This window comes from Kitasatospora sp. NPDC096140 (genome assembly GCF_040303045.1).
Lineage (GTDB): Bacteria > Actinomycetota > Actinomycetes > Streptomycetales > Streptomycetaceae > Kitasatospora.
Genome location: NZ_JBEOUW010000003.1, coordinates 109,323 through 136,247, shown reverse-complemented (window position 1 = coordinate 136,247; position 26,925 = coordinate 109,323). Strand labels below are relative to the sequence as shown.

Sequence of the window (26,925 nt, the reverse complement as noted above, 5' to 3'; positions counted from 1 at the left end):
GGCCGACCACCACAGAGCGTCCGGCCCGCCACGGCAGATCGAGAAAGCGAACCCCGCATGAGCAGCGTCGCGGTTACCGGAGCCGAGGGCTTCATCGGCTCCCACCTCGTCGAGACCCTGGTCGCCGACGGGCACCACGTCCGCGCGATGGTCCAGTACAACTCCTTCTCCTCCTTCGGGTGGCTGGAGACCCTGTCCGAGGAGGTGCTGGACTCGGTCGAGATCATCCTCGGCGACGTCCGGGACCCGGGCTCGGTCAACGGCCTGGTCAAGGGCACCGAGGCGGTCTACCACCTGGCCGCCCTGATCGCGATCCCGTACTCCTACCGCGCCCCCCACTCGTACGTGGACACCAACGTCACCGGCACCCTGAACGTGCTGGAGGCGGTGCGCCACCTGGAGATCCCGCGCCTGGTCCACACCTCCACCAGCGAGACCTACGGCACCGCGCAGACCGTGCCGATCACCGAGGACCACCCGATCAACACCCAGTCCCCGTACGCGGCCTCCAAGGCCGGCGGGGACCGGCTGGCCGACAGCTACCACGCCAGCTTCGAGACCCCGGTCGTCACGCTGCGCCCGTTCAACACCTTCGGCCCGCGGCAGTCGATGCGCGCCGTCATCCCGACCGTGATCGCCCAGGTCGCGGCCGGCCAGACCGAGATCACCCTCGGCGACCTGCGCCCGACCCGCGACTTCATGTTCGTCAAGGACACCGCCAACGCGTTCCGCACGGTCGGCACCGCGTCCGCCGAGTCGGTGGTCGGCCGGACCTTCAACGCCGGTACCGGCGGCGAGATCTCGGTCGGCGACCTGGTCACCCTGGTCGGCAAGCTGATGGGCGTCGACCTGGTGGTGAAGGAGGACGAGCAGCGCATCCGTCCGACCAACTCCGAGGTCATGCGCCTGGTCGCGGACGCGACCCGGCTGCGCGAGGCCACCGGCTGGGCCCCGCAGTTCAGCCTGGAGCAGGGCCTGGAGCAGACCATCGAGTTCTTCCGCGACCCGGCGAACCTGGCGCGCTACAAGACCGACATCTACAACGTCTGACCGCCTTCGCGTTCATGCTCGTCCTGGTAACCAAGGTTCGTGTACTGCACATCCTTTCCGTGGGGGAAACACCATGCATGCAGTGATCCTGGCCGGCGGCAAGGGCGTTCGTCTCCGCCCCTACACCACCGCGCTTCCCAAGCCGCTCGTTCCGATCGGCGACCAGCACGCGATCCTGGAGATCGTGATGCGCCAGCTCGCCGCGGCGGGCTTCCAGTCCGTCACCCTGGCCATCGGCCACCTCGGCCACATCATCCGCGCCTACGTCGGCAACGGCTCCCAGTGGGGCCTGCGGGTCGGCTACGCCGTCGAGGACAGCCCGCTCGGCACCATGGGCCCGCTGCTCACCATGCAGGACCGCCTGCCCGAGCACTTCCTGGTGATGAACGGCGACATCCTCACCGACCTGGACTTCGCCGGGGTGCTCAAGCACCACGAGGCGTCCGGTGCCCCGCTGACCATCGCCACCTACGCCCGCCAGGTCAAGATCGACTTCGGCGTGCTGACCACCGACTCCGGCGCGATCACCGGCTTCCAGGAGAAGCCCAGCATCGACTACCGCGTCTCGATGGGCGTGTACGGCGTCTCGCGCTCGGCGCTCGCCAAGTACACCCCCGGCCTGCCGCTGGGCTTCGACGAGCTGGTGCTGGACCTCCTGGCCGCGAAGACCCCGCCGGCCTCGTACGAGTTCGGCGGCTACTGGCTCGACATCGGCCGCCCCGACGACTACGACCGGGCCAACGCCGAGTTCTCGACCATCCGCCCGGTCCTGATGCCCTTCGAGTCGGCCGGTGTCGCACCGGGCGTCGCGGAGCTGCCGATCCCGGCCGCCCGCACCGCCGCGAGCGACTCCGCCGACGAGCCCGCCGCCGCGGGCGCCGAGAGTGACGGACGTGCCGCGTGAGAATCCTGCTTCTCGGCGCCGACGGCTTCCTGGGCCGTCACGCCACCGCCGTCCTGCGGTCGCTGCCCGACACCACCCTGCTGACCGCGGGCCGGCGGCCCCACCACGACCTGCGGCTCGACCTGGCCACCGCCGAGGTCGGCCCGCTCGGCGAGGAACTGGCCGCACTGGCCCCCGACGCGGTGGTCAACTTCGCCGGCGCGGTGGCCGGCAGCGCGGTCAAGCTCGCCGAGGTGAACGCGCGCGGCCCGGCGGTGCTCTGCGAGGCGCTGGAGCTCGGCGCCCCGAAGGCCCGCCTGGTGCACATCGGTTCGGCCGGCGAGTACGGCGTCTGCGACCAGGGCAGTTCGCTGCCCGAGGACGCCGACGCCCGCCCCGTCGGCGTGTACGGCGCGACCAAGCTGGCCGGCTCCCTCGCGGTGGCCGGCTCGCCGCTGGACGCCGTGGTGCTCCGGGTGTTCAACCCGGTCGGCCCCGGCGCCCCGGCCGGCTCGCTGGCCGGCCGACTGGCCGCCGAGCTGCGCCGGGTGGCGCCCGAGGGCGCGGACGGCGTGGTCACGGTCGGTGACCTCTCCGCCTACCGCGACTTCGTCGACGCCCGGGACATCGCCAAGGCGATCGGCCTGGCCGTCGCGGCCGACGGCCCGCTCCCCCGGGTGCTCAACCTCGCCTCCGGGCAGGCCAAGCAGGTCCGGGCGATCGCCGACGGACTGGTCGCCGCCGCCGGGTTCACCGGCCGGATCGACGAGAGCGGGGTGGGTTCCGAGCGCTCGACCGCGGTCTCCTGGCAGCAGGCCGACATCTCGGCCGCCGCCCGGGCGCTCGGCTGGCACCCGGAGACGGACCTCGCCGACACCCTGCGCGACCTGTGGCTCGCCACCCCCGAGCCCACGCCGACCCCGGTGGTCGCATGACCACCGGGCACCTCCCCGACGGCCGCCTGCTGGTGCCGCTGTACGTCCACCCCGCGGTGGACCCGGCGGCCTGGCGGGCGGTCGCCGCCGCCGACCCCACCCGGATCGCCGCCGTCGTGCTCAACCTCGCCGACGGTCCGGGCGAGGTCCCGGACGGCGTCTTCGCCGAGGCCGCGGAGGAACTCCGCGCGGCCGGGCTGCCGTTGGTCGGGTACGCCGACACCGACTACGGCCGCCGACCGCACGCGGCCGTCGTCGCCGACATCCTGACGTACCGCCAGCGCCACGGCATCACCGGCGTCTACCTCGACCAGGTGACCACCCATCCGGGCGCGTTGGCGCACTACCGGCGACTGGCCACGGCGGCCCGCGCGGCCGGGTGCGGCACCGTGATCTTCGGTCACGGCGAGCACCCCGATCCCGGGTACGCCGAAGTCGGCCTGGCCGACCTGCTGGTCACCTTCGAGGGGGACTGGGACACCTACCGTGCGATGACCCAACCGCTGTGGACCGGCCGGCACGCGTCCTCCCGGTTCTGCCACCTGGTCTACGACGTCCCGCCCGAGCACGCCCAGGACGCCACCGCCCTGATCGCCGCCCGCCGGGCCGGCGTCGGCTGCGCCGTCCCCGGCGCCGGGGAGAACCCCTGGCGCACCCTGCCGTACGGTCTGACCGCCGCCGAACTGACCTGACCCGACTCGGAGTTCGACTACCGTGAACCGCCGTAACCGGCTCCTGCCGGCCGCCCTCGCCCTCGCCACCGCCACCGCTCTGCTGGCCACCTCGTGCAGCAGCTCCGGTTCGGAGGACGACGACGACTCGGCCGACGGCTCCCCGAGCACCCCGCCCGCCGCCACCGCCCCGAGCACACCCGGCACCAGCGCCCCGGGCACCCCCGACGGCACTCCCGACGCCACCCCCGCCCCGGACTCGCCCAGCGCCCCCGCCACGAGCACGGCCCCGGGCACCCCGAGCGGCACCACCGCCCCGGGCACCACCCCGCCCGGCGGCACCGCCCCGGCGCCGACCGGCGCCCGCTGGCAGCCCACTCCGGGGCTGGCCTGGCAGTGGCAGCTCGGCGGCGGCCCCGTGGACCAGTCGGTGGACGTGCCGGTCTACGACATCGACGGCTTCGAGAACGACGCCTCGGTGGTGGCCGCGCTGCACGCCAAGGGCCGCAAGGTGATCTGCTACATCAACGCCGGCTCCTGGGAGGACTTCCGCCCCGACTCCGCCGCCTTCGCCAAGGCGCTGCAGGGCTCGGACACCGGCTGGAAGGGGGAGAAGTGGTTCGACATCCGCAAGCTCGACCAGCTGAAGCCGCTGATGGCCGCCCGCTTCGACATGTGCAGGAGCAAGGGCTTCGACGCCATCGAGCCTGACACCATCGAGGCCTACAACCAGAACAGCGGCTTCCCGCTGACCCCCGACGACCAGCTGAAGTACAACCGGATGCTGGCCCAGCTCGCGCACGAGCGCGGCCTGGCCATCGGCCTGAAGAACGACCTGGACCAGATCCCCGCGCTGCTGCCGGACTTCGACTTCGCGGTCAACGAGGAGTGCTCGCAGTTCGACGAGTGCGACCGCGTCGCACCCTTCGTCAAGGCGGGCAAGGCGGTCTTCCACGTCGAGTACAAGCTCGACACGGACAAGTTCTGCGCCAAGGCCAAGTCGCTCGGCTTCAGCTCGATGCAGAAGAAGCTCGACCTGAACGCCTGGCGCAAGCCCTGTTGAGGTGTTCCGCTCCCGTCGCGCGGGTGACCCGGACGAGGGTCACCCGCGCGAGGGTCACTTGACCGCCAGCCAGATGACGGCGCCCAGCACGGCCAGGGCGACGACGGCGACCAGCGCGATCACGCCGGTCCGGCTGCCGCCGCCGCTGCGGCCGTAGGTGGAAACGGTGGCCGGCTCCTGGCGAGCCGGGGTCTCGTCGACGAACGCCCGGAACATCTGAGTGCTGCCGGCGGGGTCGTAGTCGTTGTCAGCCATGGCACGGACTCTAACGAATCGGCCCACCTCAGGCACAGCCCGGACCCCCCTTCGGAACCGTCGCACCACCCGCCGTGCGGCGGCGGTGCGACGGTGGTGCGACCGGCTCGTGAACACCGCGGGGAGCCCGGCCCCCGACGGCGGCGCGCGGTCGGGGGCCGGGTGCGTCCGCGGCGCTACGGACGCCCGAAGTGGGTCGGGTAGTAGCCCGCGTCGAGGGTCGAGACCCGGACGGTCCTGCCCGGCCGGGGTGCCTCCACGAAGGTGCCGCCGCCCAGGTATATCCCCACGTGGTGGATCCCCGAGGCGCGGCCGTTGTCCGACCAGAACACCAGGTCACCGCGGCGCAGCTGCCCCGCGCCGATCGGCGTGGTCGCCGCGTACTGGTCGTCCGCCACGCGCGGCAGGCTTATCCCCGCGCGTCGGTAGGCCTGCTGCACCAGTCCCGAGCAGTCGTAGCCGGACGGGCCGTTGCCGCCCCACACGTACGGCTTGCCCAGCTGGGCGAGCGCGTAGTCGACGGCCGCCTCCTTGCTCCCGGAGGCCGGCGCGGTGTCCTGGGGCTCACGGCTCACGGGCGGGGCGGGTGCGGGGGCCGAACCGCCGCCGGACTGCCCGGTGCGGTTCAGGTAGACGTCGTAGTGGCTGGTCCAGCGCCACTCGCCGCTGTCGTTCTTGAACCAGTACTTCGACCCGTCCCAGCCCTGGCGCAGGCCGTTCGAGGAGGCCGATCCGTTGGAGGGGGCCTTGGTGCCGGAGGCGCCGGATCCCCCTGCACCCCCGGAACCGCCTGCGCCCCCGGATCCGCCGGACCGGCCGGTGCGGCTCGCGTAGACGTCGTAGTGGCTGGTCCAACGCCACTCGCCGGCAGCGTTCTTGAACCAGTACTTCGAGCCGTCCCAGCCCTGCTTCCCGGCCGCGGCGTGCGCCGACCCGGCTCCGGCCGTCAGGCCGACCACGCCGGCGCCCGCCAGCACGGTGGTGGCCAGGCAGGTGCTCCGCACGGCACGGTGTATTCGGCTGCCGCCGGCCGGCCCGGGGCGGTGGGCGGTGCGCGGCCTGGGCGCGCAGTTCGGGCAGCCGCAGCCGGCGATCGCGGGGATGCTGCCGAGCCGCTCCTCGAAGTCGATCGGACCGGGGTCCTCGTCGAGGCCTGTGCCGGGTTCGGCGTACGCGCCGGTGGCTATCCTCATGCGGGTCGTCCTTCCTTCCGCCCGGCACGGGCGGCCGGGGGCGGTACCGAGGCGGCCACTCCGGCCGGGGCGACGAAGGCGACCAGCAGCTGCTCCATCAGGGCGCTGCGGGCGGCCTCGTCCAGTTCGTGGGCGGTGGCGCGCTCCAGACGCCTTACCGCGAGCGCCGCGGCCTCCACCGCGTCGTCCACCAGCACCGTCCGCAGGCCCGCGTCCAGGTCGGCCAGCCGGCGGCGGCGCATCGACTCGGCGACCTCGGGCGCGTAGTCCAGCCCCAGCGGCTGCGCCGAGTACACCTCCAGGCCCGCCGGGGCGACCTCGGCGGCCAGCGCCCTGGTCATCTCGTCGGCGAACCACTGCCCGTCGCGCAGCGCGGGGCCGGGCGCCGCGTTGCTGTCGCACGGCAGCAGGGACGCGGTGCGGGTGAGCACCGCCTGGACCTGCTCGCGCAGGTAGCCCTCGTGGTCCGCGATGGCCAGCAGCGCCCGAGCGGTGTCCTTGACCCGCCAGACGATCAGCAGCCGGACCACGATCGGCGTGCCGGTCCGGTCGACCACCCGCACCGGCTCGCTGCGCCAGTGCCGCAGACGGACGTCCACCCGGCGACGGCGCAGCAGCGGGTTGACCCAGACCAGACCGGTCCTGCGGACGGTGCCGCGGTAGCGGCCCCAGCGGCTCAGCACCCGGGTCTCGCCGCCCGCGTTGGCCAGCAGCCCGGCGAGCGCGACCACCACCAGCAGGCCGGCCGCGCTGACCGCGGCGATCGCCGCGGCGTCGACCGCAGGCCGTCCGCTCGCCCGCGCGGTGGCGCCGCGCAGGTCGGGCAGCGCGTCCCAGTGCGGGACGACGCCGGTGCGCAGCAGCACGAACAGCACCCCGGCGAGCCCGAGCAGCACCACCAGCAGGGCGGTCCAGCCGGGCAGCGCGGTGGCGCCGTGCTCACGCAGCGCCTGGTCGGCGCGCGGGGGGCGCCGGGAGGTCGAGGCGGTGGTGGCGGCGGTGGTGGCGGCGGCCCCGGCCGGGGTGGCGTCCGGCCACCCGACGGTCTCCGGGGGCGCCGTGTCCAGCGGGTCCCGCAGGTCCGCCGGGCCGACGGACGAGGGCCCGGGGACGACGGCCAACGGGGTGGTCGCCGGTCCGTCGTCGACGGAACCGACCGGCTTGGCGGGCTTGACGGTCGTGACGGCCGTGACCCTGGCCAGCCGGCTGGAGCCGGAGGCGGAACGTTCCGGCAGTGCCGGCGGGAGCATCTCGGGCGGGTTTTCGGGTCGCTGCGACGAATCGCGGGTGACGTCCATGCACGGGTCCTCTGGGTCGGTGTGTCGCGCAACGGGCGGCCCGGATCTGACGGGCAGTGCCAGGGTCAGGCTAAGTTCATACGTCATCAAATGCGACATTTGAGCCAAGGTGTGTCGACATTTACTGACGAATCATCCAAAGCCGACCTGACGCGCAGGCACATGGGCGGATGGTCGGGACAGTTCGGCGCAGGTCAGCGCCGTCGCACACCGGGACCGCGGGCGAACACCCGACGGGTGATCAGCCCGATCCCGGCGAGTACCAGCAGGATCCCGGCGAGCCCACCGTGCCGGCCGGCCTGCTCGGACCGGCCCACCACACCGTGCGGGCCCTCCGTCGGCGGCACGGGCAGCGGCCGGGCCACGGCCTCGCCGTACTCCCCGGACCCAGCCACGGCCCCGGCCTGCCCGGACGGCGACGGCCGGCCGCTCGCGGCGAGGACCGCGGCCCGGGCCGAGCCGCCGGCAGCGGACGGCGTCGGGCTCGGGCTCGGAGTCGGGGGCGGGCTCGGAGTAGGGGTCAGAGTCGGGCTTGGGCTCGGGGTCGGACGAGCGGTGGCGGTGGGCGAGGGAGTGGCGGGCGAGGGAGTCGCGGCGGCGGTCGTGGCAGGAGCGGACGGTACGGCGGAGGCCGACGGAACCACCGACGAGCCGGACGACACCGGGCTCGCCGCAGCCGCCGGAACGGCGGGCGGCGCCGTCGGAACGACGATCGGCAACAGCCCCGGCGGGACCGGCGCCGGCACCTCGGTCGGCGCCGCCACGGCCGGACTCGGACTCGCCGCCGCGGCCGTGGTCGAGGCGACGGGCGCCACCACCGTCGTCGAAGCCGTCGCCGTCGGGCTGGGCAGGGCCGGACCCGACGTCGCCGACACCGACGCCGAGGCAGAAGCCGAAGCCGAAACCGACGGACTCGCCGTCGCCGCGCTCGGGGCCGCCGGAGAAGGCACCGACGGAGAAGGTGTCGCCGGCGAAGGCACCGCCGCGGCGGTGACCCGCACCCGCACCGGGTCCGCCGAGGCCCCGTTGCCCGCCGGGTCGGTGGCCGTGACGGTCAGCCACTGCTCCCCGTCCGTCAGGTCCCGGTTGGCGGTGCAGGTCCAGCTCCCGTCGAGGGCGGACGTCGCCCCGCACAACACGGTCCGCTGGTCCGGACCGGCGCCCGACCCCGCGCCCGACCCCGACCCAGCGCCCGCCGTGACCAGGACGTTCGCGCCCGGCTCCGCCCGTCCGGCGAGCCTCGGACGGCTGACGCGCAGGGTCTCCCCCGGAGCGGGCGCGCCGAGGGTCGGCCGGGCCGGCGGGACGGTGTCGACGACGAGCACGGCCGACTGCCCGGCCGTCCGGTTCCCCGCCGCGTCGACCGCGACCGGGGTGAGCTGGTGCTTCCCGTCCGCCAGGTTCTCGACCGGCAGGCAGGCCCACTGCCCGTCCGTCCGCACCGCCGTGCTGCAGAGCTCGCCGCCCGCGGGACGGTCGGTGACCGAGACGGTGCTGCCGGCGTCGCCGGTGCCGGTGAGCTGCAGCCCGGGGTCGTTGGTGTAGGCGGGCAGGGCGAGCGCGGGGGCGGTCGGCGGCGCGGTCTTCACGGTGACCCTGACCGGCTCGCCGCGCAGCACCACGCCGCCGGTGGTGGTCTCCACCGGGGTGAGGCCGTGCGGGCCTACGGCGAGCGGCGCGGCGGGGCGGCAGGACCAGCCGCCGCCGCGCCCGACCTTGGCCCGGCAGAGCGAGGTCTCGCCCTCCCGGATGTCGACCGTGGCACCGGGCACCGCGCCCTCGCCCCTGATCTCCGGGCGGGCGTCGGCGAGGACGGTGCCGTCGACGGGTTCGGCGATCTCCGGCCGGGCGGCCCCGACGGCCAGCTTGATCCGCTGGTCGGAGACCTGCCCGGAGTCGGCGAAGCCGCCGGAGGAGACGAGCTGCCTGGTGTCGCGGCCGATCCGCAGCCGGGCCCAGGTCTCGCCGGAGGCGGCGCCGGGCGGGACGGTCCACTCCAGGGTCGCGGTGTCGGCGCCGGGCGGGACCTCGGCCTGCACCCGCTCGGCGGGCTCGAACCGGCCGGCGTGCCCGAAGTCGATCCAGCCGGCCAGGGTGGCGGGCTGGTCGCCCACCTCGACCGGGACGGTCAGCCGGTAGTAGCGGCCGATCGCGGCCTCGGTGGGGAAGCCGATCGACGGGTCGGCGCCGTGGTACTCGCTGCGGCCGGGCTGGAGCTTGGGCGGCAACGGGCCGGCGAACGGGCTGAGCAGGGAGGCGCCGTGGTCGAGCCGGACCATCGGTTCGTCGTCCACCGCCTCGCCGGACCCGGGCCGGGTGCGCCGCGACGGCTCGGCCGCATCGGCGCCGAGGAAGAGGTCGGAGACGACGTGCGAGGCGTTGCCGTAGCCCTGCGGTGCGGTGCCGACGCCCTCGTCGACGGTGACGGTGTAGGCCTGGCGCAGGACGGGCGGGGCGGTGGTGCTGCCGGCCTGGGCCGTGGAGCGCTGCTCGACCCGGAACACCGCGGTGCTGAAGGTCCCGACGAGCTCCAGCGAGCCTTCGGCGGCGGAGCCGGGCGTGCCGTCGGAGGCGCCGTCGCGGCCCGCGGGGGCGAGGGTGTTGCCGTCGACCGTCCAGCCGGACCAGTCGGTGCGGCCGGCCAGGGTGGGCGCGACGGGCGAGCCGCCGGTGAGGGTCAGCCGGGCCGCGGTGCCGGTCGTACCGGACGTGCCGGTGGCGACCGCGGCGAGCCCGCTGAGGTGCAGCCGGGGGTTGCGGACGGGCCGGGAGAATGTGAGCCGGAGTGTTCCCGCGGTGCGCCAGGAACCGTCCGCCTGCGCACGGTCCGGGGTGAGTTCGAAGGTCTGCGCGGGGTCTCCGGAGTGCATTCCGTCCGCATAGGGAGTGGTGGATCGCCCCCCTCCGGATCGGCCCGCCAATTGTCCCGGTCCGGCGGTGACGCCCACTCCCGGAGAGGCGTCGAAATCGATCCGGACGGAAAGCCCGGAGGGCAGCACCGCCCGGTGTTCCCCCGACCAGGAGTCAGGGGATTGCTGGGCCACCGAGAGCGGAACGTTCCAGCCGGTCAGCAGCCCGGTCGTGAGGACGGCCAGGGCGGCAGCGGTGCGGGGAAACTGTCGGCTCATCCGGCTCTCCTTCGCGGTCGGCTGCCGGGGCGACGGGCAGTCTGGGCACAAGATCCGACAAAAAGGAATCACGATCCCGGATCGGTCAAACTGCGACACCTACGCTTTTGACCGGGTCCCACCCGTTTGGCGGTCGTCCGGGCGGCAGGACGGGATGTACCCGAAACGGCCTTATTTCATCCATTAGGCGGGAATCAGCACCCCCGAACGGACGCGGGAATGGGAATTCCCGGCCGATCCGACGGACCCCAGCGTCCGGGACCTGACCATTCTTCGAGGGGCTCTGTTCGAACGGCCCGACCGCTTCGCCGGGTCCGGCCGCTTCCCCGGGCCGAGCGCCTTCACCGGGCCGGCGTGCTCCGCCGGGCCGAGCGCGTGGAGCCCGGAAACGGGAGAAGCCCCCGGCCGGTGGCCGGGGGCTTCTCGATGGTGCGCTCAGCAGGATTCGAACCTGCAACCTCTTGATCCGTAGTCAAGTGCTCTATCCGTTGAGCTATGAGCGCAAGGATCGGGCGAACCCGATCTTGCGGAGTTTGGTGCGCTCAGCAGGATTCGAACCTGCAACCTCTTGATCCGTAGTCAAGTGCTCTATCCGTTGAGCTATGAGCGCTCGCCCCGTGAACGTTGCCCCGGGGCGTTGCGGGGACAACATTACATGACCTGCGACGTGGGGCGAAATCGATTGCTCCCGGACCCTCTGCGGACCCCCCGCGACCTCCCGCGGGCCTGCCCCCGACCGGCTCCCCGGCCCACCCCGGACCAGCCCCGGACCCCCGCCGACCTCCGCCGACCCGGGCCGACCCACGCCGGGGTGGATCGAGCGGGGACCGACCCGGCCCCGGTCCGAACCTCCCCCGGGAACGCAAAGAGCCCCCGTCGACGAGATCGTCGACGGGGGCTCCCGACTGGCGGAGGCTGAGGGATTTGAACCCTCGATCAGGAATAACCCCGAAACCGCATTAGCAGTGCGGCGCCATAGACCGGACTAGGCGAAGCCTCCCCACATGGATCGCATCCGCGCGAAGCGGACCCGTTCCGTGTGTCAGTGATGATGCCACAACCCTGGGGTTCGGCACCAACCACCGCCAACGTTACTAGGCGGGTCGTCCCCGCCGCAAAGAAGAATGAGATACTGCCGTCTCCGGAGGAGCTGCCCCGAGCCGAGGAGACCTGTCGACGTGAGCAGCAGGCCGATCCGAGGCGCTGCTCGCCTCGCCGCCATACTCGACGCCCTGCCCGACGCGTTGTTGCTGGTGAACAGCAACGGCACCGTCGTGGACGCCAACAGCGCGGCCGTCCAGGCCCTGCAGGCGCCGGGCACCTCGCTGGTCGGCATGGGCGTGCTCGGCCTGCTCCCCGACTTCGACCCCAGCCGGATCCCCGGTTCGATGCGCCCGGCCACCCGCGACGGCGACGCCCTCGACCGCCCGGTCCGGATGACCGCCCACCGCACCGACGGCACCACGTTCCCGGTCGAGGTCTCCGGCAACGACTTCGCCGACGACAACGACAGCAGCCGCGGCTACGCGCTCTCCCCGCTCGTCCCGTACGACCCGTACCGCGAGGGCTCCCGTTCGTCGTCCTCCTCCGACCTGCTCCTGCTGCTGGTCCGCGACCTCTCCGGCCGGCTCGGCGTCGAGGCGGAGCTGCGCCGCCAGCACAAGCAGACCGAGATGATCCTGCGCGCCGCCGCCGAGGGCGTGCTCGGAGTCGACCTCGAAGGCCGCTGCGTACTGGTCAACCCGGCCGCCGCGCACATCCTGGAGTACCGGGCGAGCGAGCTGGGCGGGCGTGAGCTGCACCCGCTGATCCAGCACTCCCGGGCCGACGGCACCCCGCTGGCGCTGGAGGAGTCCGCGCTGCTGGACACCCTGACCTCCGGGCGCAAGCACCGGGTGCGCGGCACCGTGCTGTGGCGCAAGGACGGCCGTCCGGTCACCGTCGACCTCACCACCGCCCCGGTGCGGGACGGCGACCAGCTGGTCGGCGCCGTGATGACCTTCACCGACCGCAGCCGCGAACTCGCCCTGATCGCCCGCAACGAGCACCTCACCGCCGTCCTGGAGAACGAGCTGGGCGGCGCGCTCAGCGCACTGAACCAGCGGCTGGACGCGCTCGCCGCCGACCCGGCCGGGCAGCTCTGGCCGGAGGCCAACTGGACGCTGCGCCGGCTCGCCGACGAGTGCCGCCGCTTCGGGAAGCTGATCGACGGGGTCCTCGACCACCAGCGCAGCGAGGCCGGCGAGACCGGCGCGACGGAGACCAAGGACGGCAAGGACCCGAAGGACCCCAAGGACGGCAAGGACGTCAAGGGTCGTCGGAAGTCCGCCGTGCAGGTGCCGGTGGCTCTGGACACGGTGGTCCGCCGGGCCGTCGAGGAGGCCGGCGAGCTGGTCGGCCCCGGCCGGGTGCGGTTCTCGGTGCACGCCGCCGCGGTGGAGGTGATCGCCGACGAGCGGCGACTCGCCCAGGCGCTGGCCCACCTGGTCGCCGACGTCAGCGGCGTCCGCCTCGCGCTGGACGCCCCCACCACCCCCTCCCCCGGCCTCGCCGTCCCCGGTCTGGCCGGCGGCGCGGCGCCCGCGGTGCCGACCGCCCCCGAACCGCCGACCGTCGTCCTGGCCGCCGCCCAGCGCGGCGAGGTCGCCCGGGTCGAGATCCGCGGCCCCGGCGTCGGCGGCAGCCCCGTCCACCTGCCGATAGCCCGCTCGGTGGTCGAGCGGCACGGCGGCGTGCTCCAGCCGCACGAGCTGCCCGGCAAGTCCGGGACCACGTACGTCGTCGAACTGCCGCTGGACCCGGCCGCGGCGAAGGCCGCCGCCGAGCGCGCCGCCACCGAGGGCCGCTCCGACCGGCCCAAGGAGAGCGACAGCGCCGTCCTGCCCGTCCTGCCCGAGCTGCCGGGCATCCCGCAGCTGCCCAGCAGCGGCGAGGCCGCCGGGCCCGCCGCGCCGGCGGGCGAACAGCCGGGCCGCAAGGCCGTGGAGGCCGCAGCCGCCGACCGGGCGCCCGCCGAGGAGCCCCCGGCCCCCGAGCGGCGCGGCCGCCGTGGCCGCCCGGCCGCCGAGACCCCGGCGCCGACCGCGCCCGCCGCGTCCGACGGTCCCGCCGGTCCCGCCGACCAGTGGCCGAACGCCCCCGCCCGGGTCGAGCGGGCCGTGCCGGAGCAGTGGAACGGCACCGGCAACGACCCCGCGTACGGCCGCCAGGGCCTGCCCGGCCCGGACGGTGCGCAGCGCGACCCGTGGGGCAAGGACGACGGCCGTTCCGGCCCCGCCTACGCCGTGCCCGTCGAGGGCGAGCGGGCGCAGCAGAACCGGTCCGGCGGTCGCGAGCCGCTCGCGCTCGGCCCGGCCCCCACCACTTCCCCGGCCGCCTCCCCGGCCGCCGACGGCACCCCGCCGGCCGGCACCCCGACCGACGGGGCCGCCCCGGCCGAGAACGCGGGCGAGCCCAAGCCGCGTCGGCGCCGCGCCCTGCCCTCCGCCGAGGACTCCTCCGGCGGCTTCGCCCTGCCCGGAGCGACCGACACCCCGGTGTACCCCGGGCTGGAGCACGCCCTGCCGGCCGGCCCGGCGCCCGCGCTGCCCGAACCGGCCGCCGCGCCGACCGGCCGCCGCCGCCGACTGGCCGTCCCGCCGGGGCCCGGGCCGGACGCGTCGATGGGCGCCGCCGGTCCGGCCGCACCCGCTGCGCCGGCCCTGCCCGCCGGCCCGTCCGGCCGGGACGCCGGTGCCCCCGGCACCGCCCTGGAGCCCGCACGGCCCGCGCTGCCCGCGGCCGAGGAGCCGTCGGGCCCGCGCCCGGTCGGCACCGGCCTGGGCGAGCTCGCCCCGCCGCGCCCGCTCGGCCCCCCGCCGATGTCCGCCGTTCCGGCGCAGCCGGCCGTCCCGGCCGAGGCCCGGACCGCCCCGCGCCCGATGGCCGAACTCCCGCCCGCCGACGAACGGCCCGCCGCCGATCAGCCGCCGGCCACCGGTGGCGAACTGGCCAACACCCGTCGGCTGCTGGTCTGGCCGGAGCCCGACCCGGCGACCAGGCAGGCCCTCCAGGCCCGCGGGTACCTCCCGGTGATCGTCAGCTCCCGCGAGGAGGTCGACGCCCAGGCCGCCGGCTTCCCCGCCGCCCTCTTCGTCGACCCGCTGACCGGCCCGATCACCCGCACCGCGCTGCAGTCGCTGCGCACGGCGGCGCTCAACCGCCGCGTCCCGGTGCTGGTCACCGCCGGCCTCGGCCAGGCCACCCGGGACGCCGTGTACGGGGCCGACCCGGCCGTGCTGCTGCGCGCCCTCGCGCCCCGCGACGGCGAGCACCACGCCCCGCGGGTGCTGCTGGTCGAGGGCGACCCGGACATCGCCGCCGCCATGATCAGCAGCCTGGAGCGGCGCGGCATGCACGTCGAGCACGCGGTGGACGAGAACGACGCCGTGGCCCGGGCCAGCAGCGTGCAGCCCAACCTGGTGGTGATGGACCTGCTGCAGATCCGCCGCCGCCGGGTCGGCCTGCTGGACTGGCTGCGCGCCAACGACCGGCTGCACCGCACCCCGCTGGTGGTCTACACCTCGGTGGACCTCGACCCGCGCGAACTGCCCCGGCTGCGCACCGGCGAGACGGTGCTGTTCCTCGCCGAGCGCTCGACCAGCGACGACGTCCAGGGCCGGATCGTGGACCTGCTCGGACGGATCGGCACGATGGGCGAGGCGGACGTGGCCGCCGCGGGCTGACCCGCCGGGACGCGGGCCGACACCGGTCGGGACACGGGCCGACGCCCGCCGGGACATGTGGAAGGGCCGGCCGCCCCCGTTGCGTAAGGGGGGCGGCCGGCCCTCTTCCCGTCCCTGCGGCTCCCGGCTACTCCTTGCCGAGCACCGTGACGTCCAGCCCGCCCGCCGCGTAGTCGGCCCGGATCACCTTCTTGTCGAACTTGCCGACCGAGGTCTTGGGCACCGACTCCACGATCGACCAGCGCTCCGGCAGCTGCCAGGAGGCGATCCGCCCGGCCAGGAAAGCCCGCAGCTCCTTCAGCCCGACGGTCGCGCCCGGGCGCAGCACCACGGTGGCCAGCGGGCGCTCGCCCCACTTCTCGTCCGGGACGGCGACCACGGCGGCCTCGGCCACCTCGGGGTGCGCCATCAGCTGGTTCTCCAGGTCGACCGAGGAGATCCACTCGCCACCGGACTTGATGACGTCCTTGGCCCGGTCGGTGAGGGTCAGGTAGCCGTCGGCGGTGATGGTGCCGACGTCACCGGTGCGCAGCCAGCCGTCCTCGGAGAACTTGTCGTCCGGGCGGACCGGGTCCTGTCCGGCGCCGCCGTAGTACGCCCCGGCGATCCACGGGCCGCGCACCTCCAGCTCCCCGGCCGAGACGCCGTCGTGCGGCATCCGCTCGCCGCCCGGGCCGATCAGCCGGGCCTCGACGGAGGCCGGGAAGATGCCCTGGGTGATCCGGTACGGCCACTCCTCCTCCGGGGTGAGGCCGCCCGGCGGCTGGGCGAAGCACCCGAGCGGGGAGGTCTCGGTCATGCCCCAGGCGTGGATGACCCGGATGCCGTGGCGCTCCTGGAAGCCCTCCATCAGCGACGGCGGACAGGCGCTGCCGCCGATGACCACCATGCGCAGGCTGGAGGTGTCGTAGTCGCCGGCGTCGAGCTCGTCCAGCAGGCCGCTCCAGATGGTGGGGACGGCGGCGCTGACGGTGGGGCGGACGGCGGCGATCATCTCGGCCATCGGCTTGGGCTGGAGGAAACGATCCGGCATCAGCAGGTTGGCGCCCGACATGAAGGCGGCGTGCGGGATGCCCCAGGCGTTCACGTGGAACATCGGGACCACCGGCAGCGCGGTGTCGCGCGGCGTGAAGGCGAAGTTGTCGCCGGTGTTGACCTGCAGGCAGTGCAGGTAGACCGAGCGGTGGCTGTAGAGCACGCCCTTCGGGTCGCCGGTGGTGCCGGAGGTGTAGCAGAGCACCGCGGCCTGCCGCTCGTCGATGTCGCTCCGCCACGGGAACGTGGTGGGGCGGCCGGCGATCAGCTCCTCGTAGTCGTGCACGCCGCCCGCGAAGCCCGCGAGCAGCGAGCGGTCGCCGGGGCCGCTCACCACGATGTGCTTGAGCGTGGGCGCGAGGTCCGACAGGACGGCGGCCAGCAGCGGGAGGACGGTGCCGTTGACGATGATCACGCGGTCGGCGGCGTGGTTGACGATGAACGACAGCTGCTGGGCGGGCAGCCGCAGGTTGAGCGTGTGCAGCACGGACCCCATCGCCGGAACGGCGAGGTACGCCTCCAGGTGCTCGGCGTTGTTCCACATCAGCGTGGCGACCCGGTCGTCCCCGGTCACCCCGAGCTCGTCGCGCAGCGCGCACGCGAGCTGCGCGGCACGGGCTCCCACCTCGGCGTACGTACGGACGACCGGCCCGGTGCCGTCCCAGGTGGTGACGGTCGACCTGCTGTGGATCGTGGACCCGTGCTCCAGGATTCGGGCGACGGTGAGCGGTACGTCCTGCATCGTGCTGAACACGGGTCCTCCTTGACCTGGCGGCACTGGCGGAATCGCCTGCGGCACCTACCGGGCGGTAATGCGCGCCGACCTGCCCGATTTTGCCGCCCCCACGGCCCGCTGTCAGCATCCCGACCCCGTTGCACGGATCACGGGCCCCCGCCGGCCCCGGGTCAGCGCTGTTCGCGGCGGCAGAGGCGGAGGGAGTTGGCCGGGTCGGGGGTGTAGGCGGGGTCGAGGGTCCAGCCGCCCTCGGCGGCGATGGACAGGGCCCGGTGGGCGCCGACGCCGCGGTAGGTGGCGCGGTGGACCTGGATGCGCCGGAAGTAGGTGCCGTCGGGGGTGGTGAGCCTGGCGTAGCTGTCGGCGGTGCGCCCGAGTTCGCGCTTGGTGTCGCGCTGGAGGATGCGGCGGATGTGGCGGTCCCAGGCGGCGGGGCTGTCGGTGAACTCGGCCCGGAAGGCGCGCGGGCCGACCGTCCACCGGGCTCCCCAGCGCTCCCAGTGGTCGGGCTCGGGGCGGTCGATCCAGAAGGTGGCCAGGCCGTAGACCGGGACGTAGACGATCTGGAGCAGGAAGACGAACGGCAGCAGCAGCGCGGAGCGGGTCGGCTGCGGGCCCCACGGGGTGCCGGGGGCGGCCGGCGGGTCGTGCGGGGAGGGGGCGTTCAGGCCGGCCGGCGCGGGGAAGCGGCGGACGAGCCGGATGTGCACGGTGTTCGGACCGGACGGCAGCACGCCGTGCCAGCCGTGCCGTTCGCCGATCCGGACCACGCCGGCCGCGCCGAGGCCCCGGTAGAGGCGATCGGCGAGCCCGACCGACACCTCCCGGCCGAGGTCGGCCTGCACCTCGCCGCCGCCGGCCGCGTGCTTGGCCTCGGCGGCGGCGATCCGACGCCGGATGATCGGCGTGACGTAGCGCTCCCAGTCCTCCGGGCGGCCGGTGAGCTCGGCCCGCAGGCGGCGCAGCGGGATGAAGGTGCGGTTGACCTTCAGCCAGCCGTCGGAGCTGGGGCCGCCGCCGTTGTAGTCCGAGAGGATCAGGACGGCGAAGAGGATCACCAGGCCGACGATCCAGAGCGGGGCGTAGATCCACTGCAGCAGGAACTGGAGCAGGACGGCGAGGCGGCTGCGACGCGGCAACGGGCCGGGGAAGCCGGGGAAGGCGCCGGGTTGCGGCTGCGAATGCGGCTGGGGCTGCTGCGGCTGCGCGTGCGGTGGAGCAGCGAACTGCGGTGCTGCGGCGGGCGGTTGGGCGGCGTACGGCTCCGGAGCGGCGGCGTACGGCTGCGGCGGGACCGGCCGGCCCGGGTACGGCTGCGGCGGGACCGGCTGGGTGTACGGGTTCTGTTCGTACGGCGCCTGCCCGTACGGGTTCTGCGGCGGCACCGCGCCGTATCCGCCCGCGGTGCCGTACCCGTGCTCGCCGCCGTGTCCGTGGCTGTTCGTCATTCCGCCCCCCTGTGCCGGATCGGGGGCCACCCTACCGGCGGCCTCAGCCCGCGGTGGGGGCGTCGACCTGGTTGCGGTCGATCGTGAGGGTGGCGCCGCCGTAGGTCTCCGTGACGTTGCCGCGGTACTGGTGGACGCGTTGGTGGAGGCTCCACAGCCCGGGGTCGAGGGCGCCGGAGCCAGCCGTGTCGGCGTGGTCGTCCCAGCGGGCGTACCAGAACGCGTCGGGCAGCGGGGCGCTGCCGGCCCGGGCCGCGGCCGCCAGGTCGGCGATCCCGGAGTCGAGGCTGGAGTAGAAGCCGGAGTGGTAGCCGGCCGAGTGCAGGGCCTGGGTCCAGCCCAGGGCGAAGTCGACCACGGCCTGTCCGCAGGCCCGGTCGTGCATCGGGTACGCCTCGATGTCCAGGTAGACCGGGCTGCCCGGGCCGAGCCCGAGCGACTGCAGCGCGCGGGTGGCCTCGCCCGCCTCGTCCCGGCCCTGCTGCACGGCCCTCGCCGGGTCGATCCGCGCGGGCCTGCGGCTCGGGTCTCCGCACGGCGCCTGGGCTCCGACGTGCACCGGCAGGAAGCGCCAGCCGGTCGCGCGCGCCCGGCGCACCCACTCGGCGGTGAGCCGGGGCTGGGCGCAGCCGCGCTGGGAGCCGCTGGTGTAGATGCCGACCGCCCCGTACGGGGAGGCGCCGTGCCAGGCCCGCAGGGTGTCGAGCGGGGGTGCGGTGCAGACGTCGAAGGCGGGGCCGTTCCAGTCGTCGTCGGGGCGGGGCGGGGCGCCCCGGTCGGGGAGGGTGACGGCCCGGATGCGGGGCACGGCGGCTCGCGCGGCGGCGGTGGCTTCGGCGCTCGCGCCCGTCCCGTCGGTGGCCAGCAGGAGGACGAGGGAGGCGGCGAGGAGGGCCGCGGGGCGGAGATAGCGCACCCGGCCTTGATACTGACGGATCGTCGGACGAATGCGGCAGCCACGCCGCCAGCCGCGCGCGGGTCCACCCTTTCGGATGCACCCGTCCGTATCCGTCCCGATATTTGTAACGAGCTTGCCGCCACATCACTCCTTACGGCAAACTCGCCCGTATGCCCACCTCCCATACCAGCGAAACCTCCACTGCCTCGTCGTCGGCCGCCGCCGTCGCCGAGGCTCTTGCCATGCCGCCCGCCCTCAAGGGCGAGCGGCATGGCGAGCGGGGTGGCCGGCGACGAGGTGGGGCGTCCGGCCCCGCGGCCGAAGGCTGGGGAAGGATCCCGGCGCCGGTTCTCTGCCTGACCGCGATGTTCCTGGTGCAGACCGGCATCGCCCTGTCCAAGCCGCTCTTCGGCCCGCTCGGGGTCAGCGGCACGACCTTCCTGCGGCTCGGCTTCGCCGCCGCGATCCTGCTCGCCGTCACCCGGCCGAAGCTGCGCGACAAGCGCCCGCGCGACCTCGGCGCCGCCGCGCTGCTCGGCGTGGCCTCGGCCGGGATGACCTGCCTGTTCGCCGGGGCGATCGACCGGCTGCCGATGGGCACCGCCGCGACCATCGAGTTCCTCGGCCCGCTCGCGGTCGCCCTGGTCTTCGCCCGGCGCGCCAGCCACCTGCTCTGGGCACTGCTCGCGGCCGCCGGCGTGGTGCTGCTGACGCTGCTCGGCGAGGGGGAGGGCGGCGGCTCGCTCGACCCGGTCGGCCTGCTGTACGCCTTCGGCGCGGCCGCCTGCTACGCCGCGTACATCCTGTTCACCGACAAGGTCGGCGCGACCTTCCAGGGGTTCCAGGGACTGGCGGTGTCGATGACGGTCGGCGCGCTGACGCTGGCGCCGCTCGGGCTCGGCGAGGCCTGGCACGGGCTGACCGCGCCGGGCGCCTCGCCGCTGGTGCTGCTCGCCTCGGTGGCCGGGGTGTCGCTGCTGCTGCCGGTGATCCCGTACGCGCTGGAGATGACCGCGCTGCGCCGGATGCCGCAGCGGGTGTTCAGCGTGCTGGTCAGCCTGGAGCCGGCGGTCAGCGCGCTGGTCGGCCTGGTAGTGCTGGGCCAGCTGCTGGGCGTGCCGCAGCTTGCCGGAATCGGCTGCGTGGTGGCGGCCAGCGTGGGCGCCACGCTGACCGGGCGCCGGTAGGGCCCGTCCGCGGACGCCGGTGGACCGCCCGGGGCACCCGGCGGCCGGCGCCGGGTGAACCCGTCGGTTACCAGTGGCGGGGTGCCCGTCGGCTACCGACGTCGGGGGTGCCTGTCGGCTACCGGCGTCGGCGGCTCACGGCCAGAGCAGGGTGCGCGACCAGTCCGGGGAGCTGACCGGGCCGGTGCGGGTGTACCGCAGCCGGACGTGCCGGCGGTCGGAGTCGCCCTGCCAGAACTCCACCTCGTGCGCCCACAGGGTGTAGACGGCGTGCCCGGGCGGGACGACGTCCGGGTGCGCCTCCAGCCGGCGGCGGGCGACGGCCACCGCGTCGTCGTACTCGACCAGCGCGGCCAGCGGCTCGCTCTGCCGGCCGACCAGCGAGGAGGCCCGGGCGGCGGGCGAGCGGGTGGCGAACTCGGCGGCGGCGACCAGGTCGGCGGCCCGCTCGACGGTGCCGCGCACCCGCACCTGGCGGCCCAGCTGCGGCCAGTAGACGGTCAGCGCGGCGGCCGGGTGGTCGGCGAGCTGGCGGCCCTTGGGGCTGTCGGCGGCGGCGGAGAAGTTCCAGCCGGTGCCGGCCGCGTCGACGTCGCGCAGCACCAGCACCCGGGCGTCCGGCATGCCGTCCGCGTCGACGGTCGAGAGGGTGAACGCCTGCGGGTCCAGCACCCCGGCGTCCAGGGCGGTGGCGAGCCAGTCCACGAACAGCGGGCCCGGCTCGGCGGGAGCGGCCTCGTGGTCGAAGAACGGCAGCGGGCGCGCCATCGGCGGGCGGCCGAGCAGCAGCTCGGGGACGGACCTGGGCTCGGGCCGGTGCTCGCGGGCCGGATCGGCCGCCTGCTCCGGGCGTGCCCCCGCCTCCGGCTCCGGTACGGGCCTGGCCCCGTCCGGGCCGGTCAGGCCCTCCTCCTCCGCCGCCATCGCGCGCCCTTCCTTCCGAATGCCGCGGTCGCCACCCCGGCCGGGCCGTCCCTTTCCGGGCCCCGGCGCGGTGCGCTGTCGGAGCGCAACCGTACCGCCGCGGGCCGACGGCCCCGGGCGCGGGCCCTCGGTGGACGGATCGGGCCCGGGTCGGCGGTGGCCGGCCCCGGACGCACTCGTGGGCGGTGCCGATGGCGGCACCGCCCACGGAGCCGGTTTCGCGGTGACCCTTTCCGCTGGCCGGTCATGCGCTGTTCCCTTGGTGATGCGCGGTTCCCTCTGGTTGTCGCGGTTGTCGCGATTGTCGCGGCTCGCTGTTCCCGAGCCGGTTGTTCGCTGTTCCCCGGCCGTTCGATCCGGTCCGAGCCCGTCCGCGGGTGCTCAGTTCACCCGTGGCCGCTCACTTCGGGCGCCCCCGCCCTCGGTGGTGCTCGGTGGGACCCGGCACGGTCGTACGGTCAGGGGAAGATCGGGGCGAAGATGACGTTGACGTTCTTGTTGCCCTGGCCGGCCAGGACGGCGCCGGCGTTGTCCTTCACCGCGAGGGTGTTGTTCTGGTTCGAGGCACCGGAACCGGTGGCCGTCTGCTGCGTGGAGACGTAGTTGCCGTCGACGCCGCCGAACACGTTGCCGGTGCCCACGTTGGACACCACACCGGCGTTGGAACCGCCTGCGGCGCCCGCGCCGTTGTCGGCGACGGCGACACCGGCGGCCGCCGCGAGCAGCAGACCGACCGCGAGCGGGGCGGCGAACAGGAGTCCGGCCACCCGGCGGGTATGGATGCGAGCCATCAAAGCCTCCAGAAAGCTGTTGATCGTGCAATGTCGAGCATGGTGTGCGGGGGTTCGCCGGCCAGACGAACACCTGCGGGCTGCGACGCCGGGAGACAGACTTCCGCAACAAATCGACAAAGCACTAGCTCGACCAACGGATTTCGCCCGTTAGCGTGATATCCACCCGGGCCGCGCATAACGGACAGGAAATCGGACAGCGCGCCGACACACCGCCATCGAGCTGGGATTCTGCCCGTACGGCCGCCGGTTCGCGGGCGATCCGGAACGGCGCTTCGACGCGATGCGAACCGCCATGCGCACCACCCCGGCGCAGACCGGTCGCCCATGCGCCCCGGAAAAGTTCGACCACCCTTCCATGTCGACTTTTCCAGCCATTCGCAGACCATCGGAAAGTCACACCGAAACGGGGGCCACGGCGGGCCACAAGGGGCCGCGGACAGACCACAACGGGCCTCGAACGGGCCCCGGCGGACCGCGGCGGACGTCAGACCATCTTGCCGGGGTTCAGGATTCCCAGCGGGTCGAAGACCGCCTTCAACTGCCGCTGCAGGTCCAGCGCCACCGGACCCAGCTCGCGGGCCAGCCAGTCCCGCTTGAGCAGCCCCACGCCGTGCTCCCCGGTGATCGTGCCGCCCAGCTCCAGTCCGAGCGCCATGATCTCGTCGAAGGAGCGCTGGGCACGGGCGGCCTGCTCCTCGTCCGAGGCGTCGAAGATCACGATCGGGTGGGTGTTGCCGTCCCCCGCGTGACTGACCACCCCGATGGTCAGCCCGTGCCGCTCGGCGATCGCGGCGACGCCGTTCAGCATCTCGGCCAGCCGGGAACGCGGCACCGCCACGTCGTCGATCATCGTGGTGCCCAAACGGTCCATCGCGGGCAGCGCCAGCCGCCGGGCGGCCAGCAGCAGATCGGACTCCGCCTGGTCCTCGGCCGGCACCACCTCGGTCGCCCCGGCCTCCCGGCACAACTGCTCGACCCGCGCCAGCTCGCCCACCCGGTCCGGGCCGTCGAACGCCACCAGCAGCAGCGCCCGGGTCGACTCCGGCAGCCCCATCTGCCCCAGTTCGTTGACCGCCCGCACGGACACCGCGTCCATCAGCTCCATCAGCGACGGGGTCAGACCGCGCGCCATCACCTCGCAGACCGCCGCACCGGCCGCGTCCGCACTCGGGAACTCCGCCGCCAGCGCCAACTGCGGGGCCGGCGCGGGCCGCAGAGCCAGCACCGCCCGGACCACCACGCCGAGCGTCCCCTCCGAGCCGACGAACAGCCGGGTCAGGTCGTACCCCGCCACGCCCTTGGCCGTCCGGCGGCCGGTCGACAGCAGCCGCCCGTCCGCCAGCACCACGTCCAGGCCGAGCACGTACTCACTGGTGACGCCGTACTTCACACAGCAGAGCCCACCCGCGCCGGTGCCGATGTTGCCGCCGATCGTGCAGGACTCCCAGCTGGACGGGTCCGGCGGGTAGGCCAAGCCCAACTCCTCGACCGCACGCGAGAGTTCGGCGTTCACCACACCCGGTTCGACGACCGCGATCCGGTTCACCGGGTCGATCTCCAGGATCCGGTTCAGCTTCACCAGCGACAGCACGACGCAACCGTCCACCGCGTTCGCCGCACCCGACAGCCCGGTCCGGGCACCCTGCGGCACCACCGGCACGCGCAGCTCGGTCGCCGTGCGCATCACGTGCTGCACCTGCTCGACCGTCTCCGGGAACACCACCACCGCGGGCACGCCTGCCGCGCAGAACCCGGCCATGTCGCGGCTGTACGCGGCGGTCACGTCGGGATCCACCACCACGGCCCCGGCCGGGAGGCCCTGCGCCAGTCGGTCCGTCAGATCACCCATCGCCGCCTCCGCTCGCCGCCCGACCAGCTCCACCTCCGCACTCTGCCCGCGTGCCGGGAGAGGGGCAAGTGGGCCCCGGGCGGCGCGGGACGGGGAGGGACGGGGAGGCACGCCCGCCGGGCGGCGGCAGCGCAGCGGGAAGGCACCCGGACCGGGGCTCCGGCGGGCGTGGCAGCGGGCGTTCCCGGGCGCAACCCCCACGCCCCGGTCACGGGTCACGCCCGCCGCAGGGTGGGGCCGGCCAGGGCGGTCAGGCCGGCGGTGCCGGCGGCGAGGGCGCAGAGGAGGGTGGGCAGGGTCGCGCCCGCCGTGTCGGCGAGCACGCCCAGCAGCGCGTTGGCGAGCACCAGGGCCGCGCTCTGCACGAGCGTCAACAGCGCCTGCACACGGGACAGATGGGAGTCCGGCGCGCCGGCCGCCACCAGCGGTCCGAGGTGGCAGGCGAAGAGCCCGGAGCCGACGCCCGTCACCGCGCTGCCGGTCACCGCTGCCGCCGGTCCCGCGGCCAGCGCCAGCAGCGTGACCCCCACGGACGCCGTACAGAGCCCGGCCGCCGCCCCGACGCCCGCCCTGGGCAGCCCGCCCCGCCAGGCGATCAGACCTGCCACCGCGAGCACCCCGGCCGCCTGTCCGCCGGTGACCAGCCCCGCCGTGCCCGCCGTCCAGCCGTGCGCCCGGGCGAGCAGCGGGGCGAGGAGTGACATCACCGGCAGCAGCGCCCCGGCGGCCGCGCCGGTGAGCAGCAGCGCGGCGCGCAGCAGCGGGTCGCGCAGGGCGAGCCGGACGCCGGACGCCGCCTCGCGCAACAGGCCGGCCGGCGCGTCGACCGGCGCGGCCGCCCCCGGCCGGAGCCGCAGCAGGACCAGCAGGACGACCCCGAAGCTCGCCGCGTCCGCCACCGCCGCACCGGGCAACCCGCCGACGGCGACCAGCAGGCCGCCCAGCGGCGCCCCGAGCAGCGCGGCGCCCTGCCCGCCGGCCTGGCGCAGGGCGAGCGCCCGGGGCAGCCGGTCGGCGGGCACCAGCCGGTTGGGCATCGAGCCGCTCGCCGGGAGGTGGAAGGCGTCGACGGTCCCGATCACGGCGGCCGCCGCGACCAGCAGCCACAGCGGCGTGCCGCGGCTGCCCGCCACCAGCGCCAGGGCGACGGTCGCGACCAGCATCACCGTGTCCGCGGCGAGCATCACCCGGCGGGCGCCGACCCGGTCCGCGACCGCGCCGCCCAGCAGCACCAGCGCCGTCCGGGGCACGGTGATCGCGGTCAGGACGAGCCCGGTCGCCCCGCCACCGTGCGCGGACGCGGCCCACCCGAGGGCGAAGTACAGCGCGGCGTCGCCCAGCAGTCCCGCCTGGGTGCCGGCCAGCCAGAGCAGGTAGGGCCGGGGCAGCGGCGACCGCACGGCAGCCCGGGGAACGGCGGCGTCGGGATCGGCGGCCTCGGGAACGGCGGCGGTGGGAACGGCGGCGGTGGGAACGGCGGCGTCGGTCATGCCGGGCGACGCTAGGACCCTCGACCCGGTCGAGGGCAAGCACGGTCCACCGGCCGAGCGACCGCCTCGACCTCCACCCCGGGCGCCCCCGGCCCGTAACCCGCGGCCACAGCGGCCGGTTGGGCCGCCGCGACGACCGGGACCGGTGCCCGCAAACGCAGAGGGCGGGTGCCGACTCGATGTCGGCACCCGCCCTGAGCAGGTGGTTCTCCTACCGGCGGAGAGCGTGGGATTCGAACCCACGGTGACGGGTCACGCCACGACAGTTTTCAAGAGCATGCAGCTCAACACCGGACGCAAACCGCCCACCTTGGGGGCCGTCCCATATTGACATCGCTACTGGGCCTAGCGTTCCAGGCGTGTTCCACCCAGCCGAGCTGCCAGCCGTGCATACCGTACGAGCCTACCGGTGCGGCCATCTGACCCAGCGCTGGAGCCACTCAGGGCACTAGAAATATCCCACACGCCTGGTGAGTCTTACTCAGGCCAACAGCAACAGCCTGGTGTCCGGCCGGAAGCTCCTGATAACTCGCCATGTTTGAGTAGAGGGCCTCAACACGTGCGACCTTCTTACGCTGCCCCGCACTAGCCAGGAGTACATGGTCCCCCACTCGCAGAGGAAGGGAAAGCTGAACGATAGGAACGGTCTTATTGCCAAGTACAAGAGCCTTATCTACCGACCCAGCCGTTCTCAGGCGAGGCTTGTGGTCGATCGCCAGTCGCCATTCCACCGTCATGGCGCAACGTTCCATGAACTCGCGACACTCACCAAGCCAGTCCTTCATCAGCTGGGCTGTCAGAAGCTGTGACGGGGACTGCCCGTGAGCGATTGGATTACGTTCTTCGACTAGCTCGGCCATCCGAGACTCGTAGGTCTCCGAAGTTCCAGGCGTTGTGTCCTTCATCCAGGACATCTCGCTATCCTCTACACCAAGGCGCTTGAGCCACTCCTTTACATTATTGGGCCACACATTGCGATCCATTTTTAGGAGCTTGGAAGTTGTCGACCAATTGCTGGAGTAGATGTCTTTGAGAGTTTGGCGGACTAAAGCCTGACTCTTTGCATCGCCCTCCACCAAGCGCCGAATTCCATCGAGCGTCATTTTCTCATGAGCTCGCAGAACATTACCGGGCATTGATGCAGGGTGCTTATATTTCTGCCCGAGAAACGCCATAGTGCCTCGCCCGATTTCAACGAGCGAAAATTGGCAGGCGGCATAAGCCATGAGAACCCAGCTACCGTACAGATCTGACCTGAAGGACGGCGCCGCGGCCGTCCTCGCCAAACCAGAGGAAGCGTCGATGAAGAGGTTAACCTCGTCGAACCGCTCCGAGCAGCGCCGCCATGCGGAGTTGAGGTACAA

The 26,925-nt window shown here is 74.1% G+C and carries 18 protein-coding genes, 3 tRNA genes and 1 pseudogene; 7 read left to right on the top strand and 15 right to left on the bottom strand.

Annotated features, from left to right (window positions below; genetic code table 11):
- Positions 1-57 precede the first annotated feature (57 nt).
- From ABT048_RS03950 to ABT048_RS03930, 5 genes and pseudogenes are all read left to right on the top strand, one after another.
- Complete coding sequence (locus ABT048_RS03950) at positions 58-1,050, top strand: SDR family NAD(P)-dependent oxidoreductase (protein WP_350519716.1); 993 nt, start codon at positions 58-60, stop codon at positions 1,048-1,050.
- A 73-nt stretch (positions 1,051-1,123) separates the two neighbouring features.
- A pseudogene (locus tag ABT048_RS03945) lies at positions 1,124-1,825 on the top strand (nucleotidyltransferase family protein); the annotation flags it as partial.
- Between the two features lie 125 nt (positions 1,826-1,950).
- On the top strand, positions 1,951-2,868 hold the full coding sequence (locus tag ABT048_RS03940) for an NAD-dependent epimerase/dehydratase family protein (protein WP_350519715.1): 918 nt from the start codon (positions 1,951-1,953) through the stop codon (positions 2,866-2,868).
- Positions 2,865-3,560, top strand: a complete 696-nt coding sequence (locus ABT048_RS03935; RefSeq protein ID WP_350519714.1) for a spherulation-specific family 4 protein — start codon at positions 2,865-2,867, stop codon at positions 3,558-3,560. The genes ABT048_RS03940 and ABT048_RS03935 overlap by 4 nt, the downstream gene beginning before the upstream one ends.
- 22 nt (positions 3,561-3,582) lie before the next feature.
- A complete protein-coding gene (locus tag ABT048_RS03930; RefSeq protein ID WP_350519713.1) occupies positions 3,583-4,602 on the top strand; it encodes an endo alpha-1,4 polygalactosaminidase in 1,020 nt (339 codons plus the stop codon).
- A 54-nt stretch (positions 4,603-4,656) separates the two neighbouring features.
- On the opposite strand, the gene ABT048_RS03925 is transcribed toward ABT048_RS03930, so the two are convergent.
- From ABT048_RS03925 to ABT048_RS03895, 7 genes are all read right to left on the bottom strand, one after another.
- The gene (locus tag ABT048_RS03925) at positions 4,657-4,857 is read right to left on the bottom strand and encodes a hypothetical protein (RefSeq protein ID WP_350519712.1); all 201 of its coding nucleotides are present in this window, start codon (positions 4,855-4,857) and stop codon (positions 4,657-4,659) included.
- A gap of 176 nt (positions 4,858-5,033) precedes the next feature.
- A complete protein-coding gene (locus ABT048_RS03920; RefSeq protein ID WP_350519711.1) occupies positions 5,034-6,050 on the bottom strand; it encodes a C40 family peptidase in 1,017 nt (338 codons plus the stop codon).
- On the bottom strand, positions 6,047-7,348 hold the full coding sequence (locus ABT048_RS03915; protein ID WP_350519710.1) for an SPFH domain-containing protein: 1,302 nt from the start codon (positions 7,346-7,348) through the stop codon (positions 6,047-6,049). Before ABT048_RS03915 ends, ABT048_RS03920 begins: the two co-directional genes overlap by 4 nt.
- Before the next feature lie 194 nt (positions 7,349-7,542).
- Positions 7,543-10,218: an Ig-like domain-containing protein gene (locus ABT048_RS03910; protein ID WP_350519709.1), complete on the bottom strand. Its 2,676-nt coding sequence runs from the start codon at positions 10,216-10,218 to the stop codon at positions 7,543-7,545.
- A 685-nt stretch (positions 10,219-10,903) separates the two neighbouring features.
- Positions 10,904-10,979 (bottom strand) — tRNA-Arg (locus ABT048_RS03905).
- 31 nt (positions 10,980-11,010) lie between these two features.
- Positions 11,011-11,086 (bottom strand) — tRNA-Arg (locus tag ABT048_RS03900).
- A gap of 296 nt (positions 11,087-11,382) precedes the next feature.
- Positions 11,383-11,476: transfer RNA gene (locus tag ABT048_RS03895), tRNA-Ser, on the bottom strand.
- A 178-nt stretch (positions 11,477-11,654) separates the two neighbouring features.
- Here ABT048_RS03895 and ABT048_RS03890 point away from each other — a divergent pair.
- Complete coding sequence (locus tag ABT048_RS03890) at positions 11,655-15,200, top strand: response regulator (RefSeq protein ID WP_350519708.1); 3,546 nt, start codon at positions 11,655-11,657, stop codon at positions 15,198-15,200.
- Between the two features lie 127 nt (positions 15,201-15,327).
- On the opposite strand, the gene ABT048_RS03885 is transcribed toward ABT048_RS03890, so the two are convergent.
- The 3 genes from ABT048_RS03885 to ABT048_RS03875 form a co-directional block, all read right to left on the bottom strand.
- Positions 15,328-16,989 carry a long-chain fatty acid--CoA ligase gene (locus ABT048_RS03885; protein ID WP_350519707.1) on the bottom strand — a complete coding sequence of 554 codons (1,662 nt, stop codon included), beginning with the start codon at positions 16,987-16,989 and terminating at the stop codon, positions 15,328-15,330.
- A gap of 152 nt (positions 16,990-17,141) precedes the next feature.
- Complete coding sequence (locus ABT048_RS03880; protein WP_350519706.1) at positions 17,142-18,419, bottom strand: hypothetical protein; 1,278 nt, start codon at positions 18,417-18,419, stop codon at positions 17,142-17,144.
- A gap of 43 nt (positions 18,420-18,462) precedes the next feature.
- Positions 18,463-19,335 (bottom strand): DUF1906 domain-containing protein, encoded by an 873-nt coding sequence (locus tag ABT048_RS03875; RefSeq protein ID WP_350519705.1) that lies wholly within the window; start codon positions 19,333-19,335, stop codon positions 18,463-18,465.
- A 347-nt stretch (positions 19,336-19,682) separates the two neighbouring features.
- Between ABT048_RS03875 and ABT048_RS03870 the strand changes: the two genes are divergently transcribed.
- Entirely contained in the window at positions 19,683-20,504 is an 822-nt protein-coding gene (locus ABT048_RS03870) for an EamA family transporter (protein ID WP_350519704.1), read from the top strand.
- Between the two features lie 135 nt (positions 20,505-20,639).
- On the opposite strand, the gene ABT048_RS03865 is transcribed toward ABT048_RS03870, so the two are convergent.
- The 5 genes from ABT048_RS03865 to ABT048_RS03845 all read right to left on the bottom strand — a co-directional run bounded on the left by ABT048_RS03865 (position 20,640) and on the right by ABT048_RS03845 (position 26,925).
- On the bottom strand, positions 20,640-21,428 hold the full coding sequence (locus ABT048_RS03865; protein WP_350519703.1) for a pyridoxine/pyridoxamine 5'-phosphate oxidase: 789 nt from the start codon (positions 21,426-21,428) through the stop codon (positions 20,640-20,642).
- A 458-nt stretch (positions 21,429-21,886) separates the two neighbouring features.
- Positions 21,887-22,219 carry a hypothetical protein gene (locus ABT048_RS03860; protein ID WP_350519702.1) on the bottom strand — a complete coding sequence of 111 codons (333 nt, stop codon included), beginning with the start codon at positions 22,217-22,219 and terminating at the stop codon, positions 21,887-21,889.
- Between the two features lie 487 nt (positions 22,220-22,706).
- On the bottom strand, positions 22,707-24,071 hold the full coding sequence (locus ABT048_RS03855) for an FAD-binding oxidoreductase (protein WP_350519701.1): 1,365 nt from the start codon (positions 24,069-24,071) through the stop codon (positions 22,707-22,709).
- A 215-nt stretch (positions 24,072-24,286) separates the two neighbouring features.
- Complete coding sequence (locus ABT048_RS03850; protein ID WP_350519700.1) at positions 24,287-25,561, bottom strand: MFS transporter; 1,275 nt, start codon at positions 25,559-25,561, stop codon at positions 24,287-24,289.
- A gap of 440 nt (positions 25,562-26,001) precedes the next feature.
- Complete coding sequence (locus ABT048_RS03845; RefSeq protein WP_350519699.1) at positions 26,002-26,925, bottom strand: HEPN domain-containing protein; 924 nt, start codon at positions 26,923-26,925, stop codon at positions 26,002-26,004.

Excerpts from the sequence above, each read along its gene's own strand:
- ABT048_RS03950 (WP_350519716.1), top strand. The coding sequence starts at position 58 with ATGAGCAGCGTCGCGGTTACCGGAGCCGAGGGCTTCATCGGCTCCCAC.
- ABT048_RS03935 (WP_350519714.1), top strand. The coding sequence starts at position 2,865 with ATGACCACCGGGCACCTCCCCGACGGCCGCCTGCTGGTGCCGCTGTAC.
- ABT048_RS03925 (WP_350519712.1), bottom strand. The coding sequence starts at position 4,857 with ATGGCTGACAACGACTACGACCCCGCCGGCAGCACTCAGATGTTCCGG.
- ABT048_RS03920 (WP_350519711.1), bottom strand. The coding sequence starts at position 6,050 with ATGAGGATAGCCACCGGCGCGTACGCCGAACCCGGCACAGGCCTCGAC.
- ABT048_RS03915 (WP_350519710.1), bottom strand. The coding sequence starts at position 7,348 with ATGGACGTCACCCGCGATTCGTCGCAGCGACCCGAAAACCCGCCCGAG.
- ABT048_RS03910 (WP_350519709.1), bottom strand. The coding sequence starts at position 10,218 with ATGCACTCCGGAGACCCCGCGCAGACCTTCGAACTCACCCCGGACCGT.
- ABT048_RS03880 (WP_350519706.1), bottom strand. The coding sequence starts at position 18,419 with ATGACGAACAGCCACGGACACGGCGGCGAGCACGGGTACGGCACCGCG.
- ABT048_RS03870 (WP_350519704.1), top strand. The coding sequence starts at position 19,683 with ATGTTCCTGGTGCAGACCGGCATCGCCCTGTCCAAGCCGCTCTTCGGC.
- ABT048_RS03865 (WP_350519703.1), bottom strand. The coding sequence starts at position 21,428 with ATGGCGGCGGAGGAGGAGGGCCTGACCGGCCCGGACGGGGCCAGGCCC.
- ABT048_RS03860 (WP_350519702.1), bottom strand. The coding sequence starts at position 22,219 with ATGGCTCGCATCCATACCCGCCGGGTGGCCGGACTCCTGTTCGCCGCC.
- ABT048_RS03855 (WP_350519701.1), bottom strand. The coding sequence starts at position 24,071 with ATGGGTGATCTGACGGACCGACTGGCGCAGGGCCTCCCGGCCGGGGCC.
- ABT048_RS03850 (WP_350519700.1), bottom strand. The coding sequence starts at position 25,561 with ATGACCGACGCCGCCGTTCCCACCGCCGCCGTTCCCACCGCCGCCGTT.